General features: G+C 71.2%; 13 protein-coding genes and 1 tRNA gene. 7 read left to right on the top strand and 7 right to left on the bottom strand.

What is annotated here, in order from left to right:
• Position 1: 1 nt before the first annotated feature.
• On the bottom strand, positions 2 to 1,507 hold the full coding sequence (locus tag ACW9J6_RS14740) for an RAD55 family ATPase (RefSeq protein ID WP_457117236.1): 1,506 nt from the start codon (positions 1,505 to 1,507) through the stop codon (positions 2 to 4).
• A gap of 357 nt (positions 1,508 to 1,864) precedes the next feature.
• On the bottom strand, positions 1,865 to 2,440 hold the full coding sequence (locus ACW9J6_RS14735; RefSeq protein WP_457117235.1) for a hypothetical protein: 576 nt from the start codon (positions 2,438 to 2,440) through the stop codon (positions 1,865 to 1,867).
• A 340-nt stretch (positions 2,441 to 2,780) separates the two neighbouring features.
• Here ACW9J6_RS14735 and ACW9J6_RS14730 point away from each other — a divergent pair, with 340 nt between their 5' ends.
• The gene (locus ACW9J6_RS14730) at positions 2,781 to 4,706 is read left to right on the top strand and encodes a putative bifunctional diguanylate cyclase/phosphodiesterase (RefSeq protein ID WP_457117234.1); all 1,926 of its coding nucleotides are present in this window, start codon (positions 2,781 to 2,783) and stop codon (positions 4,704 to 4,706) included.
• A 39-nt stretch (positions 4,707 to 4,745) separates the two neighbouring features.
• On the opposite strand, the gene ACW9J6_RS14725 is transcribed toward ACW9J6_RS14730, so the two are convergent.
• A complete protein-coding gene (locus ACW9J6_RS14725) occupies positions 4,746 to 5,846 on the bottom strand; it encodes a methyltransferase type 12 (protein WP_457117233.1) in 1,101 nt (366 codons plus the stop codon).
• A 729-nt stretch (positions 5,847 to 6,575) separates the two neighbouring features.
• Between ACW9J6_RS14725 and ACW9J6_RS14720 the strand changes: the two genes are divergently transcribed.
• The 5 genes from ACW9J6_RS14720 (at position 6,576) to ACW9J6_RS14700 (ending at position 13,566) form a co-directional block, all read left to right on the top strand.
• Complete coding sequence (locus tag ACW9J6_RS14720; RefSeq protein WP_457117232.1) at positions 6,576 to 8,309, top strand: MFS transporter; 1,734 nt, start codon at positions 6,576 to 6,578, stop codon at positions 8,307 to 8,309.
• A gap of 182 nt (positions 8,310 to 8,491) precedes the next feature.
• Positions 8,492 to 8,884: a RidA family protein gene (locus ACW9J6_RS14715; protein ID WP_457117231.1), complete on the top strand. Its 393-nt coding sequence runs from the start codon at positions 8,492 to 8,494 to the stop codon at positions 8,882 to 8,884.
• Between the two features lie 223 nt (positions 8,885 to 9,107).
• Positions 9,108 to 9,737: a DUF3841 domain-containing protein gene (locus ACW9J6_RS14710; RefSeq protein WP_457117230.1), complete on the top strand. Its 630-nt coding sequence runs from the start codon at positions 9,108 to 9,110 to the stop codon at positions 9,735 to 9,737.
• Between the two features lie 1,085 nt (positions 9,738 to 10,822).
• Entirely contained in the window at positions 10,823 to 12,358 is a 1,536-nt protein-coding gene (locus ACW9J6_RS14705; RefSeq protein ID WP_457117229.1) for a DUF1800 domain-containing protein, read from the top strand.
• An 11-nt stretch (positions 12,359 to 12,369) separates the two neighbouring features.
• Positions 12,370 to 13,566 (top strand): DUF1501 domain-containing protein, encoded by a 1,197-nt coding sequence (locus ACW9J6_RS14700; protein WP_457117228.1) that lies wholly within the window; start codon positions 12,370 to 12,372, stop codon positions 13,564 to 13,566.
• A 22-nt stretch (positions 13,567 to 13,588) separates the two neighbouring features.
• On the opposite strand, the gene ACW9J6_RS14695 is transcribed toward ACW9J6_RS14700, so the two are convergent.
• The 4 genes from ACW9J6_RS14695 to ACW9J6_RS14680 all read right to left on the bottom strand — a co-directional run bounded on the left by ACW9J6_RS14695 (position 13,589) and on the right by ACW9J6_RS14680 (position 15,679).
• A complete protein-coding gene (locus ACW9J6_RS14695; protein ID WP_457117227.1) occupies positions 13,589 to 13,870 on the bottom strand; it encodes a hypothetical protein in 282 nt (93 codons plus the stop codon).
• A 226-nt stretch (positions 13,871 to 14,096) separates the two neighbouring features.
• Positions 14,097 to 14,378 (bottom strand): hypothetical protein, encoded by a 282-nt coding sequence (locus ACW9J6_RS14690; protein ID WP_457117226.1) that lies wholly within the window; start codon positions 14,376 to 14,378, stop codon positions 14,097 to 14,099.
• Between the two features lie 176 nt (positions 14,379 to 14,554).
• Positions 14,555 to 14,926: a hypothetical protein gene (locus ACW9J6_RS14685; RefSeq protein WP_457117225.1), complete on the bottom strand. Its 372-nt coding sequence runs from the start codon at positions 14,924 to 14,926 to the stop codon at positions 14,555 to 14,557.
• 210 nt (positions 14,927 to 15,136) lie between these two features.
• Positions 15,137 to 15,679, bottom strand: coding sequence for a MucR family transcriptional regulator (locus ACW9J6_RS14680; RefSeq protein WP_457117224.1), 543 nt, complete (start codon positions 15,677 to 15,679; stop codon positions 15,137 to 15,139).
• A 323-nt stretch (positions 15,680 to 16,002) separates the two neighbouring features.
• On the opposite strand from ACW9J6_RS14680, the gene ACW9J6_RS14675 reads away from it, so the two are divergent.
• Positions 16,003 to 16,078 (top strand) — tRNA-Asn (locus ACW9J6_RS14675).
• Positions 16,079 to 16,265 lie beyond the last annotated feature (187 nt).

Genomic DNA, 16,265 nt, shown 5'->3' with positions numbered 1-16,265 from the left:
CTCACTCCCCGCCGCGCCGGCCGGGAAGGTGCTGCAGCTCGGCGAGGATCGCCTCGGCGCGCTCGGGACCGTCCTCGACGGCGAGTCCGCCCGGCCGGATCGAGAAGCAGCGCAGGCGCTGGTCGATGGCGCTGTCGCGCGCCTTGATCACCGAGACCATGCGGTGGAGCAGGGAGCGCTGCTCGACGAAGCGCATGAGCAGGATGTTCTCGGTGATGGCGGAGGCTCCCCTGAGCGACACGCCGCTCAGCGGGAGGCCGGCGACGTGCCCGGTCAGGTCGGTCTCCATCGTGACGATGCTGGTCACGTCGAGGGCCCGCAGCTCGGCCGTCAGGGCGGCGACGATGCGGATGATCCGGTCCTCGTCCTCGGCCAGCCGCCCCATCGCGTCGAGTCCGTCGAGGAACACGCGCCGCACGCCGCGGTTCCGTACGTCCGCGAGGAGCCGCTCGCAGACCTCGTCGATCAGCCCCTCCGTCGTCGGCTGCCACATCACCCGGATCGCACCCGCGGCGAGCGGCTCCGCCGCCGGCAGGCCGAGCACGGCCGCCTTGGTGGCCAAAGCCGCCGCGCTCTCGTGGAAGCCCACCAGGAGCCCCGGCTCGTCCGCCGCCCCGAGGAACTGCAGGCCGAGCGTGGTCTTGCCGATGCCGCAGGGCCCCGCGAGCAGCGTCGTCGAGTGCGGCGGCAGGCCCCCGTCGAGCATCCGGTCGAGGGCGGGCACGCCCAGCGAGGCCTTCGGGCCCTGGACGTGGTCGCGCCGGCTCGGCTCCCGCAGGCGCGCCTCGGTGCGGGGGAAGACCGCCACGCCCGCATCGGTGATGCGGAAGACGTGCCGCCCCCGCAGGAAGCCGCTGCCGCGGAACTTGCGGACCTCCAGGTCCCGCTCGGCCCGGCGGCCGCACAGGCGGCTCGACAGCTCGATGAGCCCGTCCACCATCGTGTGCTCGGCCGCCACCATCTCGGCGCCCGACCCGGCGCTGGTCAGGAGCAGCACCGTGGCGCCGCTCGCCGCCGCCTGGGTCTGCAATTCGTGGATGAACTTCTTGAACGCGAAGGTGGAATCCGCGCTCTCCTCCGCCGCCATGACGCCGTCGAGGACGAGGAGGCTCGCCTCCCGCTCGCCCGCCTCGCGGCGCAGCAGCGACAGGAGCCCGGCGAGTCCCTCCTCCTGGAGGATGCGGAAGGCCGACAGGTAGGTGAGCCGATCGGGGATCGCGGCCGCGTCGAAGAAGCTCAGCCCGGCGATGTGCGCGAGCATGCGCGCGTGGCTCTCGGCGAGCAGCGTCACGTAGAGCACCCGCCCGCCCGCCGCCGCCGCGTGGGTGAAGCAGACCTGGTTGGCGAAGATGGTCTTGCCGCTGCCGGGCGTGCCCTGAACGATGTAGACGCCGCCCTCGAACAGGCCGCCGCCCAGGATCTCGTCCAGGCCGGCGATCCCGGTGGGGACGCGCTCCAGGGCGCCATAGCCGCCGACCCGCATCGTGCTCGGTCCCGCCCCGGTCATCGCGCTCTCGGTGTTCGTCTCGGGTGATCCGGCGACAGTTACCGCGAAGGTCGGGCCTTCACCAGTCCTGCCGGCCCTCGCCCCCGGGCCGGACGCCTTCGGATCCACCCTTCGGCTCCTGCGCAGGAGGTCCCGCGCCCGATGCGGCTCCGCCGCATCGTCCGCGGCGGAGCCGCGACCGGTTCACCCAGCGATACGCGGCACGATCAACACCCGAGAGCCGTCTTCCCGGCGCGTGCGGCGCGACGCGCGCGCCAGAGCCCCGTCGGCGATCCGCGGATCGCCGACAGGGCTCTGCGGTCGTCCGTCATCACCTTGTCCTCAAGCGAGCCGATGACCGCCTCGCTTGAAAATCCTCTAACGCTGCGGGACCGTGACCTCCACCACCCGGGCCCCACCCGACCGGAAGGAGACCGGCCGCTCGGCATCGCCGGGGCTGCGCCGCGTCGGGGGCGAGTGCCAGACGCCGCCCCGGTCCCGGGCATAGACGGCAGGGCCGGGCGAGGCCACGCGGCGCGGCGCGGGGCCGTCGATGACGTAGACCACCGGCTCGGCCCGCGGCGGGCTCGGGATGCCGGCCACCGTCGGGATCCCGTAGGTCCCGTAGCCCCAGGCCGACGGGACCAGCTCCGCGGGGCGCGGAAGCGTCAGCAGCGGCTCCGCCACGACGGGCGCGCTCATGACGGGCGCGCTCTCGGGCCCGGTGACCACCCCGCCGAGGACCCCGTACCCCGCCCCCGCGAATCCCGCCCCCGCGAAGCGGCCGTGCCGGCCCGCCCGCGCGCCGGTGGGCCGCAGCCCCCGCGGCCCAACCGCCGCCCGCGGCCCAACGGCCGCCCGCACACCCGCACCCGCGACCGGACGGGCCTGCGCCGTCCCGGCGAGGCCCAGCGCCGCGAGCCCGAGGGCCAGTCCGATCAGATCGCGACGCATGCTCACCAGCCTCCCGGTTCGTCTCGGGCCACCAACCGACCGGGGGCGATCCTCGTTCCGCAGCGGCCGATGCGCCAGCCGTGGCAGACTGCGCAGGTTCCGGCGCGCCGCCCCGAGCCCGCCGGAGATCGATCGGTCGCGCCAAGCTCACGCCGCGCCGGATGCTGCGGAAAACCCCGCCTGGGACGTGTTCGTACAAACGCGGATTGCTTTCCTGATCCCGTTAACGGTTCGGGAGATGCGTGCTGCTAGCGTGTTGCGCATGATGGGTCCCGCGATGCACGCAGATTTTGCCCGATTGCTTGACGCTGAGATCGCCAAGACTTGGCACGATCGGCGCATGGCGGTGCTGAAGAGATTGTACGAGGCGCAGCAGAGGCAGGCCCAGCGGCAGGACGCGCGCAGCGCGATCTGGTTCGTCGGCGCCCTCTACATCCTGTTCTCGATCACCGACGCGGTCCTGATCGGCGACGTCATCGTGTACGCGGTCCTGTCGCGCCTGGGCATCGGCACGCTCTACATCGCCTGCATCGGCCTGCAGATCCGCCGCGACGTCGATGCCCGGCTGATCGAGCTGCAATGCGCGCTCGGCGTCGTCGTCGGCTACGCGTCCTGGCTGATCCTCACTGTGCTGAGCGATAACAGTGCGAACGTCTCCTACTATCTCGCCTTCGGCACCGTCTTCATGATGGTGGCTAACCTCTTCTTCAACTTTAGATTCCGGGTCGCATTGCTGACGTCCGGCCTGATCACGCTGATCTTCTTCGTTTCCACGCTCCTGTTTTTCGAATTCCCGCCACATTATTACGCGGCGATCGGATCGCTCTATGTCCTCAGCTTCGTTCTCACGATCTTCCTGAACTGGAAGCTGAACCTCGAGCGCTACCAGGTGTTCCTGAACGCGATGCGGGCGGAGATCCGGCAGCGCCAGGCGGCGGAGCGGGGCGACGAACTCGTCAAGCTCTCGACCACGGACGCGCTCACCGGGCTGGCGAACCGGCGCGCCATCGACGAGATGCTGCACGCCCTGTGGACGCGGTGGCGGGCGGGCGGCGACGCCTTCGGGGTGATCCTGGTCGACATCGACTACTTCAAGATGTTCAACGACCATTACGGGCACCAGCGCGGCGATTCCTGCCTGGTGGCGGTCGCCCGGGCCCTGGAGGGGGCGGCGGCCCGGCGCGGCGCGCGGATCGGCCGGTTCGGCGGCGAGGAGTTCATCGTCCTGCTGCGGGCCGCGGGCGCGACGGAGGTGGCGGCCCTGGCCGAGGAGCTGCGGGCGACCGTGGAGGGGCTGCGGATCCCGCACGAGGCGCGGATGGACCACCTCGCCACCGTGACGGTGAGCATCGGCGCGGCCCATGGCCGGGACCTCGCCGCGGACAAGCCGGAGCGGATCGTCACCGCGGCCGACCGCGCCCTCTACCTCGCCAAGGACAGCAACCGGAACTGCGCCAAGCTGTTCGACCAGCGCCTCATCGACGCCGTCAGCACCCAGGACGGCGTCGCCGAGGCCCTGCGCGGGGCGGTGGAGCAGGGCCGGGTGTCGCTGGTCTTCCAGCCGATCTGGGACGCGGCGGCGGGCCGGATGGTGGCCGCCGAGGCGCTGATGCGGCTCTCGGCCCCGGACGGCACGGCGCTCTCGCCCGCCGCCTTCATCCCGGTCGCCGAGCGCGGCGGCGCCATCCTGGACCTCGGCGCCTTCGTGATCCGGGAGGCCTGCCGCCACCTCGCGGAGTGTCCGGCGATCCCGATGATCAGCGTGAACGTCTCGGCCGTGCAGCTCGGCCGGGCCGACTTCGCCGAGACCCTCGCGGCCGCCCTGGCCGCGAGCGGGGTCGCGCCGGGCCGGCTCGCCGTCGAGATCACCGAGGGGCTCCAGTTCGAGACCGATTCGCGCGTCGCCCGGACGATCGAGGCCCTGTCGCGGCTCGGCGTGCCGATCTGGCTCGACGATTTCGGCACCGGCTTCGCCGGACTGTCCTGCCTCAGCCGGATCAGCTTCGACACGATCAAGGTCGACCGCCTGTTCGTGCAGGCGAGCGACACCCCCCGGGGCGCCAAGATGCTCAAGGACATCGTGGCGCTGGTGCGCAATTCCGGGCAGCGGATCGTCGTGGAGGGCGTCGAGACCGGCGAGCAGGTGGAGCTCCTGAAGCAGTACGGGGTGGCGCTGCTCCAGGGCTTCTACTTCAACCGGCCGATGTCGGCCGAGGCGCTGCGGCTGCTCGCCGCCAAAGGGGGGCGGCTCGGCGCGCAGGGGTGATCGCCACACCTGCTCCGGGCCGGCCCCCTCCCCGCGCCGTCAGCGCCGCTCGATCTCCAGGTAGCCGATCAGCCCGCTCCCGTCCTCGAAGTAGGTGACCTGGGCGACCTCCTCGGGCGGGATCTCGGACGCGAAGGCCTCGATCTCGCTCCGCGACCGGTAGAGCAGGTACCAGTCCATGCAGGCCTCCATGTAGGCCTCCTCGTGCACGCCGGTGCGGAAGTTCGGCACGAGCAGGCGCCCGCCGCTCCCGAGCAGCCCGAAGAGGGTCCGGGTGAAGCGCGCGGCGAGCCGCGCGTCGAGGTAGTCGTAGAGACCCGCCGCGTAGACGAGGTCGAACCCGCCGAGGTCGTGCTTGCCGGCGAGGAAGTGCCGGACGCTGAGCGGGCGGGTCTCGATCGCCGGCGAGACCGTCTCCCGGTAGCCCGCCACGGTGGCGAGGCTCACCGGGTCCTGGTCGGTGGCGACGAGGCGGCCGATGCGGCCCTCGCGCAGGGCGAGGCTGCTCTCGGCCTCCCGCAGGTGGCCGCAGGCCACGGCGAGCACCTGGGCGCCCGGGCGCCGGGCCGCCGTCGCGTCGATCCGCGCGGCCAGGATCTCCTTGCGCTGGCGCACCGCCTCGCAGGCGGTGACGTCCACCGTGTGGGCCATGACGGCCCGCCCGCCCTCCGTGGCGGCCTCCACCGCCGGTCGCGCCGCCGGGTGCCGGTAGACGAAGTCGAGGAGCCCCGCATCGCCCGGGTAGCCGCGCGGCCGGGTGAAGGAGTGCCGGGTGAACGGATCCTCGTGCACGAGACCCATGACCTTGTGGCGCCGCACGGCCGGAAGCACAGCGTCCCGCCAGGTCCGCTCTTGGAAGGACTGGCGCATGACCGAGAGGAAATCGATCATCTCGGCGATGAACGGGTCGTATCCCTCCGCCGCCGCGATCGCCTGAACCTGGTCGAGGGCCTGCCGCACGTCGCGGGCCACGTCCGCGTAGTGCCGCTCCAGGGCCCGAACCGGAAGGCGCCGCAGGGGCGTCGACGAGGCGGGTGCACGCCCGCTGGCCGCCGCGTGGAGAGCCGGCGCGGTCGCCCGCGACGTCTGCCGCGTCGTCCGGCTCGTGTCCCGCATTGCTGTGGAGGATGGGCCGCTCATGCGCAAGGATTTCCCGCTTCGCTAGGTCATGGCCGACGGTTGTGCCCCCACGGCCGCCGACGAATCGACATTAACGAAGGTTTAACGCGAAAGCAGCAATTCGAAGGGTTAACAACCTGTGTATAACGGGTACAACCTCTGGATAGTAAATCAACGAAGTCGTTCCCTGCTCTCAATTTGCTGGCCGATGTCGAGACCGAGTCGCATCTGCATGCAGGTGTGTCGGATCGAATTAAGAGAATGGTCGATGCAGGTCCGGGCCATTGAAATGGCTATGATTCATGGCGTTACAACCAGTGGATGATATTGCGGTGTGCTACACCGGGAGATCGCCGACCGTCACCCGGGCTCTTGCGCCCGGGATGGCCGGCGCATCGCGGTCGTGGGCCGCGGCGGCGGCGGCGATCGTCTCGCCCTGCTCTCATCCCGACCGGGCCGCGCGGTGGTTTCCCCTGCGCGCGTCCGCCGCCGCGGCGGCGGCGCGCGGGCGGCGTCTTGCCTTCCGCTGCGGCGGAGCGGGTGAGCCGAAAGTCTGACGACGAACGGAGAATTGGGCGGGCGCCGTCCCTGGATTACCCCTTCGGCTGGCCGCGGCGGGCGCGGTGCGGGAGGCCGGCGCAGACCGGCCCCGGCGGCGCCGTCGCGGACCGCGATCGCGCGGCGACAGGGCCGGCCCGGCGGGACGCGTCCCGGCCGGAGAAGCGGCCCGCACCAGAGAGGAACGCCCCCATGGCAACCACGACCGCGATCGGACCGGCGGTGGAGACCGTCCGTCCGATGAGCCGGGAGGAGAAGCGGGTCATCCTGGCCTCGTCCCTCGGCACCGTCTTCGAGTGGTACGACTTCTACCTGTACGGCTCGCTCGCCGCGGTGATCGGCGCGCAGTTCTTCTCCGCCTACCCGGAAGCGACCCGCAACATCTTCGCGCTGCTCGCCTTCGCGGCGGGGTTCCTGGTGCGGCCCTTCGGCGCCCTGGTGTTCGGGCGGCTCGGCGACATGGTCGGGCGCAAGCACACCTTCCTGATCACCATCCTGATCATGGGCCTGTCGACCTTCTGCGTCGGCCTGCTGCCCTCCTACGGCGCGCTCTCTGCCTACGGGATCGGCTGGCTCGCCCCGGTGACGCTGCTGGCGCTCCGCATGCTCCAGGGGCTGGCGCTCGGCGGCGAGTACGGCGGCGCGGCGGTCTACGTGGCCGAGCACGCGCCGCGCAACCGCCGGGGCTTCTACACCTCCTTCATCCAGACGACGGCGACGCTGGGGCTGCTGCTGTCGCTGGTCATCATCCTGTCGACCCAGGGCTACGTGAACGCCGCCTACGCGCCGAGCGTGACCCAGAACGCGGACGGCACCAGCACGACGCTCACCGCCTTCCAGGCCTGGGGCTGGCGCATCCCGTTCCTGGTCTCGGTGGTGCTGCTCGCGGTCTCGGTCTGGATCCGCCTCCAGATGCAGGAGAGCCCCGCCTTCCAGAAGATGAAGCAGGAGGGCACCCACTCGAAGGCCCCACTCTCGGAGGCGTTCGGCCAGTGGCGCAATGCCAAGTGGGCCCTGCTCGCGCTCCTCGGCCTCACCGCCGGCCAGGCCGTGGTCTGGTACACCGGCCAGTTCTACGCCCTTTTCTTCCTGCAGAGCATCCTCAAGGTCGACCAGTACACCGCGAACGTGCTGATCGCCTGGTCGCTGCTGCTGGGCACCGGCGGCTTCCTGGTCTTCGGGGCGCTGTCGGACCGGATCGGCCGCAAGCCGATCATCCTGGGCGGCTGCCTGATCGCGGCGGTGACCTACTTCCCGCTGTTCAAGGCCCTGACCGCCTATGCCAACCCGCGGCTCTACGCGGCGCAGGCGAGCGTCGAGGTGGTGGTGCGGACGAACCCTGACGCGTGCTCGTTCCAGTTCAACCCGGTCGGCACCGCCAAGTTCACCCAGGAGTGCGACGTCGCCAAGGCGCTGCTCGCCCGCAACGCGGTGGCCTACCGCACCGAGGCGGTGCCGGCCGGCACGCCGACCACCGTGACGGTGGCGGGCAAGACCTTCGCGGTGGCCGACCCGGCCTTCGCCAAGGCGGTGCCGGCGGCGCTGACCGAGGCCGGCTACCCGAGCGCCGCCCACCCGGACGTGGTCAGGGTCTCGAACCCGGTCGACATCGCGTCCGGCCGGACCCTGGTGGTGATCGCGGTGCTGACGGTCCTCGTCCTCTACGTGACGATGGTCTACGGGCCGATCGCGGCGGCTTTGGTGGAGCTGTTCCCGACCCGGATCCGCTACACCTCGATGTCCCTGCCCTACCACATCGGCAACGGCTGGTTCGGCGGCCTGCTGCCGGCCACCTCCTTCGCCATGGTGGCCCAGACCGGGGACATCTATTACGGCCTCTGGTACCCGATCGTGATCGCGCTGACGACCTTCGTGATCGGCCTGCTCTTCGTGCCGGAGACGAAGGACCGCGACATCCTGGCCTGACGCGGGCGCCCGGATACCGGGCGCGACGCCCCGCCTCCGCGAGGAGGCGGGGTTTCCCGACGCCGGGCCCGGTCGGCGCGGACCGGGCGGCGAGCGGCCGCGTCGCTCCGGTTGACGCAAGGTCGTGAATCGCTCAGCCTCGAATCGACTATGCGTCGTCGGCTTCCGGAAGGATGATCCCCATGCGGGCTCTCTCGCCCTCGTCGATCCGTGCGCCCCTGGCGCGCTACAGCCACGGGATCGCGGTCCCGGCGGACCACCGTCTGGTCTTCGTCGCGGGCCAACTCGGCATCGACCGCGAGGACCGGATCCCCGCCGACAGCGAGGCGCAGGCCGACCTCTGCTTCGCCAACATCGCGGCGATCCTCGCCGAGGACGGGATGACGATGGCGAACATCGTCCGCCTCAGCGTGTACGTGACCGGCCGCGAGCACATGGAGGGTTATCGGACGTCGCGCGACCGTCAGTTCCCGGGAACGCCGCCGACCACGACGCTGATCGTAGTGGCCGGCCTGGCGCGCGCGGACTTCGTGGTCGAGATCGAGGCCGTGGCGGCGGCGCCCGGGCGCGGGTGAAGGGCGGCCGCGAGTGCTCGTCGAAGCTGAACCGTCGATCGGACCAATCCCGGTCGGTGTCCGTTCCGGAAGCGGACCCGATCTCCCACACCGGACTCGGCCGCGCTGCGGTGCGGCGGCGGGGGAACGAGCGTCGCCCGGAATAATGCAACGGCCGGCAACGAGCCGCACCGCAGCGTCCAGCTGATCTTGCTCATCGGCACGCACATCTCTTGTACGGACGATGGATCCACGCGTCTGTTTCCCGCGTCGACATCGCCTGAGGGCGAAAGGGCCGGCCGACCTCGTTCGCGTCTACTCGTTTCAGAGCTTGGCCGCCGCCAGCTGTGCACGGGAGCGGGGCTTCTGGGCGGGCGATCGCCGTTTCGTCGACGAACACTTCGCTGTCCCGTACGCGTGGATGGTCGATCAGATGTCGAGGCGCATTCCCGACTTCAGCGGCGATTATCCGATCTGGGGCTACTTCGTCCGCCCGAACATGCGTCGCTGTCGCTTCGATGACGACTGCGTGTTGGTCGTCGCGGACGTGCCACGCAGCCGGATGCTCATCTCGGACCTAGCGCGATGGCACAATCCCTTGAATCTCTTGTATTGCTTCGACAGCGAGGATGAGGAGCAGGCTCTCGTCGATGCCGGTATTCAACTCTACGCGAGCGACCGCGTCGCGACACCCGCGATGATGGAGAGTTGGGGAAGAGTATTCGACATCGCGGAACGCTCATCCGATCGAGCGGCTGCTGCCGGGCGGCTGATTTCCCTGCAGGCCTGTATCGATCGAATCTACCCTCATGAGGTCGTGCGCCTCTCTCTTGCCACCGGTCGCCTCGGCCGCAAGGGAGGGCAGCTCATCTGACCTTTCGTAGTGGATGGCCGCCGAGCCCAGGTCATATGAGTGCCTGCAAGATCTGAAGGAATCTGCCCCCGTTGCAACCCATCGTCACGGTTGAGTAGCGACAGGCCAGAAGCTGGCGCGGCACACGATGACGATGTTGCATCCTTCACATCCGGCGCCCCCCCTTTTCTGAGCGCATGCAGCGATAGCGGAATGCGACCCGGAAACCGGCGCAAGAAGACGCGAAGCGCCCGCTGCTCGACGCCGTTGCTGGCGTCCAGAGCCGCTTCGCGGCGATTCTCGCGCTGGTTTCCGGCTCTCGTTCTGCTCACGCCTTGGTCTTCCGGACAGAGGGAAAGCTTTACGTAAAGCAGACATTCCTCAGCTTCATGCCCATCGGGCAAGGCCGGCGACGCGCTCGATCAAACCATGTCGCAGGGCATTGTTGTTGCTGCGAGATCTGAAGCGTCCCGTTCGAAAGGCTGTGGCGCGTGGAACCCCTCTCCCGTGCGGCCGAGCCTGTTCACACTTCGCCTATCGGCATGAAAAAGCTCTTGTCTCGCAGTCGCTTGAACGGAACTGAGGAGACCCGCGGGATCCCCTCTCCCGTGCGGGAGAGGGGTCGGGGTGAGGGCCCCGGACCGTACCGTTCTCAAGCGAAGACGGTCGTGCTGGCAGCGGGACGCTTCAGAATACTTGCTGAACCACCTGGACCCTCACGCGGGATCTCCGATCCCCTGCCCCTCTCCCGAACGGGAGAGGGGTTCCCCGCGCCCGTCTTGAAGTGCCTGCATCATGGATTGATCCTTTGTGCCGTCGATGAGATCACGCGATCGTCCTCGCGGGACCACAACGCCGGTGTGCAACTGATACGCTCACCGCTCCGATCAAGCGGATGGCGGACGACGCTGCACACGGCGGTACTCCGGCGATCCCGGCCTGCCATTGCCGCCCCGGTGCACAGACGGCTGGCTCGACGTTTCCGCCCCACGGCATCGTGAGCGCCCCAGCCGCACCCCTGCCCTATTCTGGCGGGATCCGACGACCAGGAGGAAGCGCGCGATTCTCCCACCGGCACGTCCGGTTCGGCAGCCCAGGAAACGCCAATGACGCCGACCACGCGACATCGGACCCGACGGCACGGCCTCGCGGCGGGGCTCGCCGTCCTGCTGCTCGCGGCCGGCGCCAGCCGTCCGGCCCGCGCCGCCCCGGCCGAGGACATCGCCGTCCTGGACGCCCTGACCTGGGGCGCGACGCCGACCGCCTTCGCGGAGCTGCGGGCGCTGGGCCGCGCCCGCTGGCTCCAGGCCCAGCTCCACCCGCCCGCCGCCCCCCGCCTGCCCGCCCCCGCGCAGGCGCAGGTCGACGCGCTCGCCCCCCAGGGCACGCTGCGCGAGCGGATCGCCGCCCTCGACGCGCAGGGCAAGGCCGCCCGGGAGGAGCCCGATCCGGAGGCCCGCAAGGCGGCGCTCCAGGCCGTCCAGGAGGCCATGAACACCGCCCAGCGCAACGCCGCCGCCGCGACGCTGCTGCGCGCCCTCTCCAGCCCCGACCAGCTGCGCGAGCGGCTGACCTGGATCTGGTTCAACCGCTTCAACGTGCACCAGGGCAAGGCCAACCTGCGGGCGATGCTCGGGGATTACGTCGACGTCGCGATCCGCCCGCACGCGCTCGGCCGCTTCCGCGACCTGCTCGGGGCGACCCTGCGCCACCCGGCCATGCTGCGCTTCCTCGACAACGCCGAGAACGCCGCCGGCCACCTCAACGAGAACTACGCCCGCGAGCTGATGGAACTCCACACGATGGGGGTAGGCTCCGGCTACACGCAGGCCGACGTGGAGGCGCTCGCCCGCATCCTGACGGGCGTCGGGATCGACGCTCGCCCGGAGGACCCCAAGCTGCCGCCGGAGCGCCGCGCCGACTTGGTCCGGGACGGGCTGTTCCTGTTCAATCCCGCCCGGCACGATTACGGCGACAAGGTTCTGCTCGGGCACACCATCAAGGGCCGCGGCTTCGCCGAGATCGAGGAGGCCCTCGACGTCCTGGCCGCCCAGCCGGCCACCGCCCGCCACGTCGCCCGGATGCTTGCCGCCGCCCTCACCGGCGCGGAGCCGCCGGACGCCCTGGTGGCCCGCGCCGCCGCAGCCTTCACGCGCGGCGGCGGCGACATCGCGGCCACCGTCGAGGCGATCGCGACGGCGCCCGACTTCCCGGCCCTCGCCGCCTCGGGCTTCAAGGACCCGATGCGCTACGTGCTCTCGGCCCTGCGCCTCGCCTACGACACCCGCGTCGTGCTCAACACGCAGCCCGTCCAGGGCTGGCTCAACCGCCTCGGCGAGGGCCTGTTCAACCGCTCGACGCCGGACGGCTACCCCCTCGCGGCCGCCGCCTGGAACGGACCGGGCCAGCTCGTGACCCGCTTCGAGATCGCTCGCCAGATCGGCTCCGGCCCGGCCGGGCTCTTCCGCCCCCCCGGCCCCGACGCGGTCGAGGAGCCGGCCTTCCCGCTCGTGCAGAACGCCCTCTACTTCGGGACCCTCGCGGGCCTGCTCGGCGAGCCCACCCGCGCGGCGCTGGCGCGCGCCGTCTCGCCCCAGGACTGGAACACCCTGTTCCTCTCCTCCCCCGAATTCATGCGCTGAGGGAGATCCCCATGGACCGCCGCGAGATCCTGCGCGCCTCCCTCGCCCTCGGCCTCTCCACGGTCGCCGGCCGGGTCTGGGCGGCGCCCCGCGCCGATGCGCGCCTGCTCGTCGTCTTCCTGCGCGGCGCCTACGACGCCGCCAACGTGGTGATCCCCACGGGGAGCGACTTCTACTACCGCGCCCGCCCGACCCTCGCGGTGGCCCGCCCCGTCGCGGCCGGCGCCGCCGATCCGGCCGCCGCTTTGCCGCTCGACGCCGACTGGAGCCTGCACCCGGCGCTCCGCGACACGATCCTGCCCCTCTGGGCGAAGGGAGAGGCCGCCTTCGTGCCCTTCGCCGGCACCGACGACCTCACCCGCAGCCATTTCGAGACCCAGGACACGATCGAGATGGGCCAGACGGTCGGGGCCGCGCGGGACTACAATTCGGGCTTCATGGCGCGGCTCGCCGCCGAGCTGACCCGCGTGCGCCCGGTCGCCTTCGCGGAGCAGATGCCGCTGATCTTCCGGGGCGGCGAGAGCGTGCCCAACGTCGCGATCAATCAGGTCGGCAAGCCGGGCATCGACGACCGCCAGGCGCGGCTCATCGCGGCCATGTACCGGGGCGGCCCCCTCGCGGCCGCCGTGGAGGAGGGGTTCCGGGTCCGGGACGCCGTCTACCAGAGCGTTTCCGACCACGCGATGCAGGCCGACCGCGGGGCGGTCTCGCCGAAGGGCTTCGAACTCGCGGCGCGGCGGATCGGCCGGCTGATGCGCGACCAGTTCAACCTCGGCTTCGTGGATGTCGGCGGCTGGGACACCCACGTGAACCAGGGCGCCGCGACGGGCTACCTCGCGGAGCGGCTCGGCGAACTCGGCCGCGGCCTCGCGGGCTTCGCGCAGGAGATCGGGGCCGGCTGGTCCCAGACCGTGGTGGTGGTGCTGTCGGAATTCGGACGCACCTTCCGGGAGAACGGCAACCGCGGCACCGATCACGGCCACGGCAGCGTCTACTGGGTGCTCGGCGGGGCGGTGCGGGGCGGGCGGATCGCGGGCCCGCAGGTGCGGACCGCGGAGGCGACCCTGTTCCAGAACCGGGACTACCCGGTGCTCACCGATTACCGCGCGCTTCTCGGCGGCCTGCTCGCCCGCCTCTACGGCCTCGACCAGGCGAGCCTTGGGCGCGTCTTCGCCGGCACCGGGCCGGCCGATCTCGGGCTGCTGTGAGCCCCCGCGCGCCGGGCGGGGCTCAGCGGCAGGTGGTGACGCGCCGGACGATCCAGCCCTCGCCCTCGACGAACAGGCGCTTGCGGGCGGTCGTGCAGCCGGCGTCGCCCGCCGCATCCTCCGGCGCGGTCGCCGTGGCGGCGACGTCCCGCGTGACGGTGACGTCCCGGACGGCGGCGCTGCGCCCCGGGGCTTTGGCGGGCGTCCTGTCGACCGCGGGGGCCGCGGCGGCCGGGAACGCGGCGAGGCCGGCGGCCGCCACGGCCGCGAGCAGGGTCGTCCGGGCGCCGGAGAGCGCGCTCATGTGAGAAGTCCCGTTCCGTGAGAGCATGAGGATGCGGCAGGGCCGGCGCCGCGCCGCATCCCTGCCATGAATAAGTCGCGAGAGCCCGAAGGGTTGCCGTTGACCAAGCCTGACTGTTCGAAATGCGGTAAACCGATTCGCGGCCACAACCTCAGTGTGATTCCGCACGCGGCACGCGCGGACGCGCCGTCATCCCCAGCCTTCCGGGAGGCTCCGGTCCCGAGCCTCACCCGCTCCCGGGGACCAGCCGCAGGCCCAGGCGGGCGACCCGGTCCGGGACACCCCGGCGCACCAGCCGGGTGCGGCGCTCCTGCTGGTCGCGCCACGTCCGGTAGGCCTCCTCCGCCTGGAGCAGCGGCCGGGTCCAGGCATCGAGCCACGCGACCTGCAGGGTGACCCCGAGCAGCAGCGTCTGCTCGGCGAGGACCAGGGAGGCGGCCAGCACGCGCCGCACCTGCTGCTCCACCTGCGGATCCGCCTCGAGGAAGGGCGTTGTGCGATCCGTCATCGCCGTTGGTCTCCCGCTGCGTGACGCGCCGGCCTCGCGCGATCGGCCCCGGCGCCGCTGTCCGGGCTAGCAAGATCCGGGCAGCGGCCGCGCCTTCGGCCGAAGCCTGCCCGCGCGGGCCGTTCGGACGATGGGAAGCGCGACGCCGCGCCGGAGGTTCCCGGGGGCCGCACGGGTCAGGGCGCCGGAGGGGGCGGCTCATCCGGCCGGCAGCCGGTGCGGCAGCGCAGCCGGGCCACCGTGATCACCTGCGGCTTGCTGCCGATGGTCTCGATCTCGATCTCGGTCTGGTTCTTGGACCAGACGAACAGGCAGCGCGAGGGCGTGGTGCGTCGGCACCCGACCGCCTCCGCGTAGGTCGCGCAGACCCGGGTGCCGCCGCCGCACCGCCCGCGGGCGCGGCCCTGCCGGTCGGGCGTCCAGCCCTGGAGCGCCAGGGCGATGCGGATCTCCGAATAGGTGGTGCTCGCCTCGACGGCGGGAAGCGGCTCGGTCGCCCGTGCGGCCGCCGTCGACAGGAGGAGGATCGGAAGGATCGCAGCCCGCATCGCTCCCCTCGACACGCCGCGCCGCAGTCGCTGCCCTTCTTGTCGGTCGCGCCGCAAGATCAGTCAAGATCCGGTCCCGCGGCTTGCCCGCACGACCAAGATCACGCCAGGAGACGCGCAGTCCCCGTCCCGGCTCCGGCCAGTCGAGGGCGCGCTCGCGCGCCGCTCTCCCGTGGCGGTCCGTCGGGAGCCGGGGCGACCGGCCGCGCCCTACTCGGCCGCCGCCTTGGTCGAGCGCGCGCGGCGGGCGGGGCGCTTGGCGGAGGAGTCCGCGGCCTCCGCGGCCGGGGCCTCGGCGGGGAGCCCGGGGGCCTCGGCCAACGCCCGCGCGCGGGCGGCCCGGTCCCGTCGGATCTGGCCGAGGCCGAGGGTGCGGGCCAACTCGGAGCGCTGCTTGGCGTAGCTCTCAGCGACCATTGGGTAATCGCGCGGCAAGCCGAACTTCGTGCGATATTCTTCGGGCGTGAGCCCGTGCTTCGTCAGGTGCCGCTTCAAGGATTTGTAGTTTTTTCCGTCGAGGAAGCTGACGAGATGGTCGTGTGTGATTGACTTGCGGATCTGGGAGGGGCTTGCCTTGGCAATTTCGTCATTCGCCGGCGCGGCCGGCCGGCCGATGTTGCTCAGGACATCGTAGATGCTGCGGATGAGGGCCGGCAGCTCCGCGCTCGGAACGTTGTTTTTCGAAACGTAGGCCGACACGATATCGCTCGTGAGGGCGCTCAGGTCGACGGTTGCCGATTCTGTCTCACTCATGGATCTAATCCTGTGCTTCCGCCCGACACAGCAGTGTAGTGTTCGCGGCGCAGCGTCAACAGAAAATTTGGCATGTTCACATGGAAGCTGAAGTGAGCCGATGGCTGTTCGAAGTCGGCATCGGTGACGGGTAGGTTTCCGTGGTGTCGTCGGCGCCGGCATCAGGGTTAGGATCTGCAAAGGACCTCGCGGGGAGCGGGCGGTGCGGGCGGCGGGGCGAGGCGGGAGCCGCCATGGCCGCCCGAGACCGGGGGGCGGCCGGGGCGGATCCGGGCCGATTTGACGGCGCGCCCCGTTTCGCCTAGAGAGGCGCCCCGGCCCGGTCCCCGATAGCTCAGCTGGTAGAGCAGGCGACTGTTAATCGCCTTGTCGCAGGTTCGAGTCCTGCTCGGGGAGCCATCCGGCCCGGTTGCCCAGCCGTCGTCCCGATTTTTCCCGGACCGTTGCCGCACGTGGTCGCGCCGGGGCGTGGTGCGCGGCGCCGGCCCCCGATCCGGCGTTGCCCGCAAGGGACTTCAGCGCCGTGGTGCGCGACGCGCTCGCGGTGGCTCCCGTCCGGGCGAAGGGCCCGGCGCTCGCGCCGGAA

This window comes from Methylobacterium sp. JK268, assembly GCF_054052225.1.
This window is presented reverse-complemented; position numbering and strand designations above follow the sequence as displayed.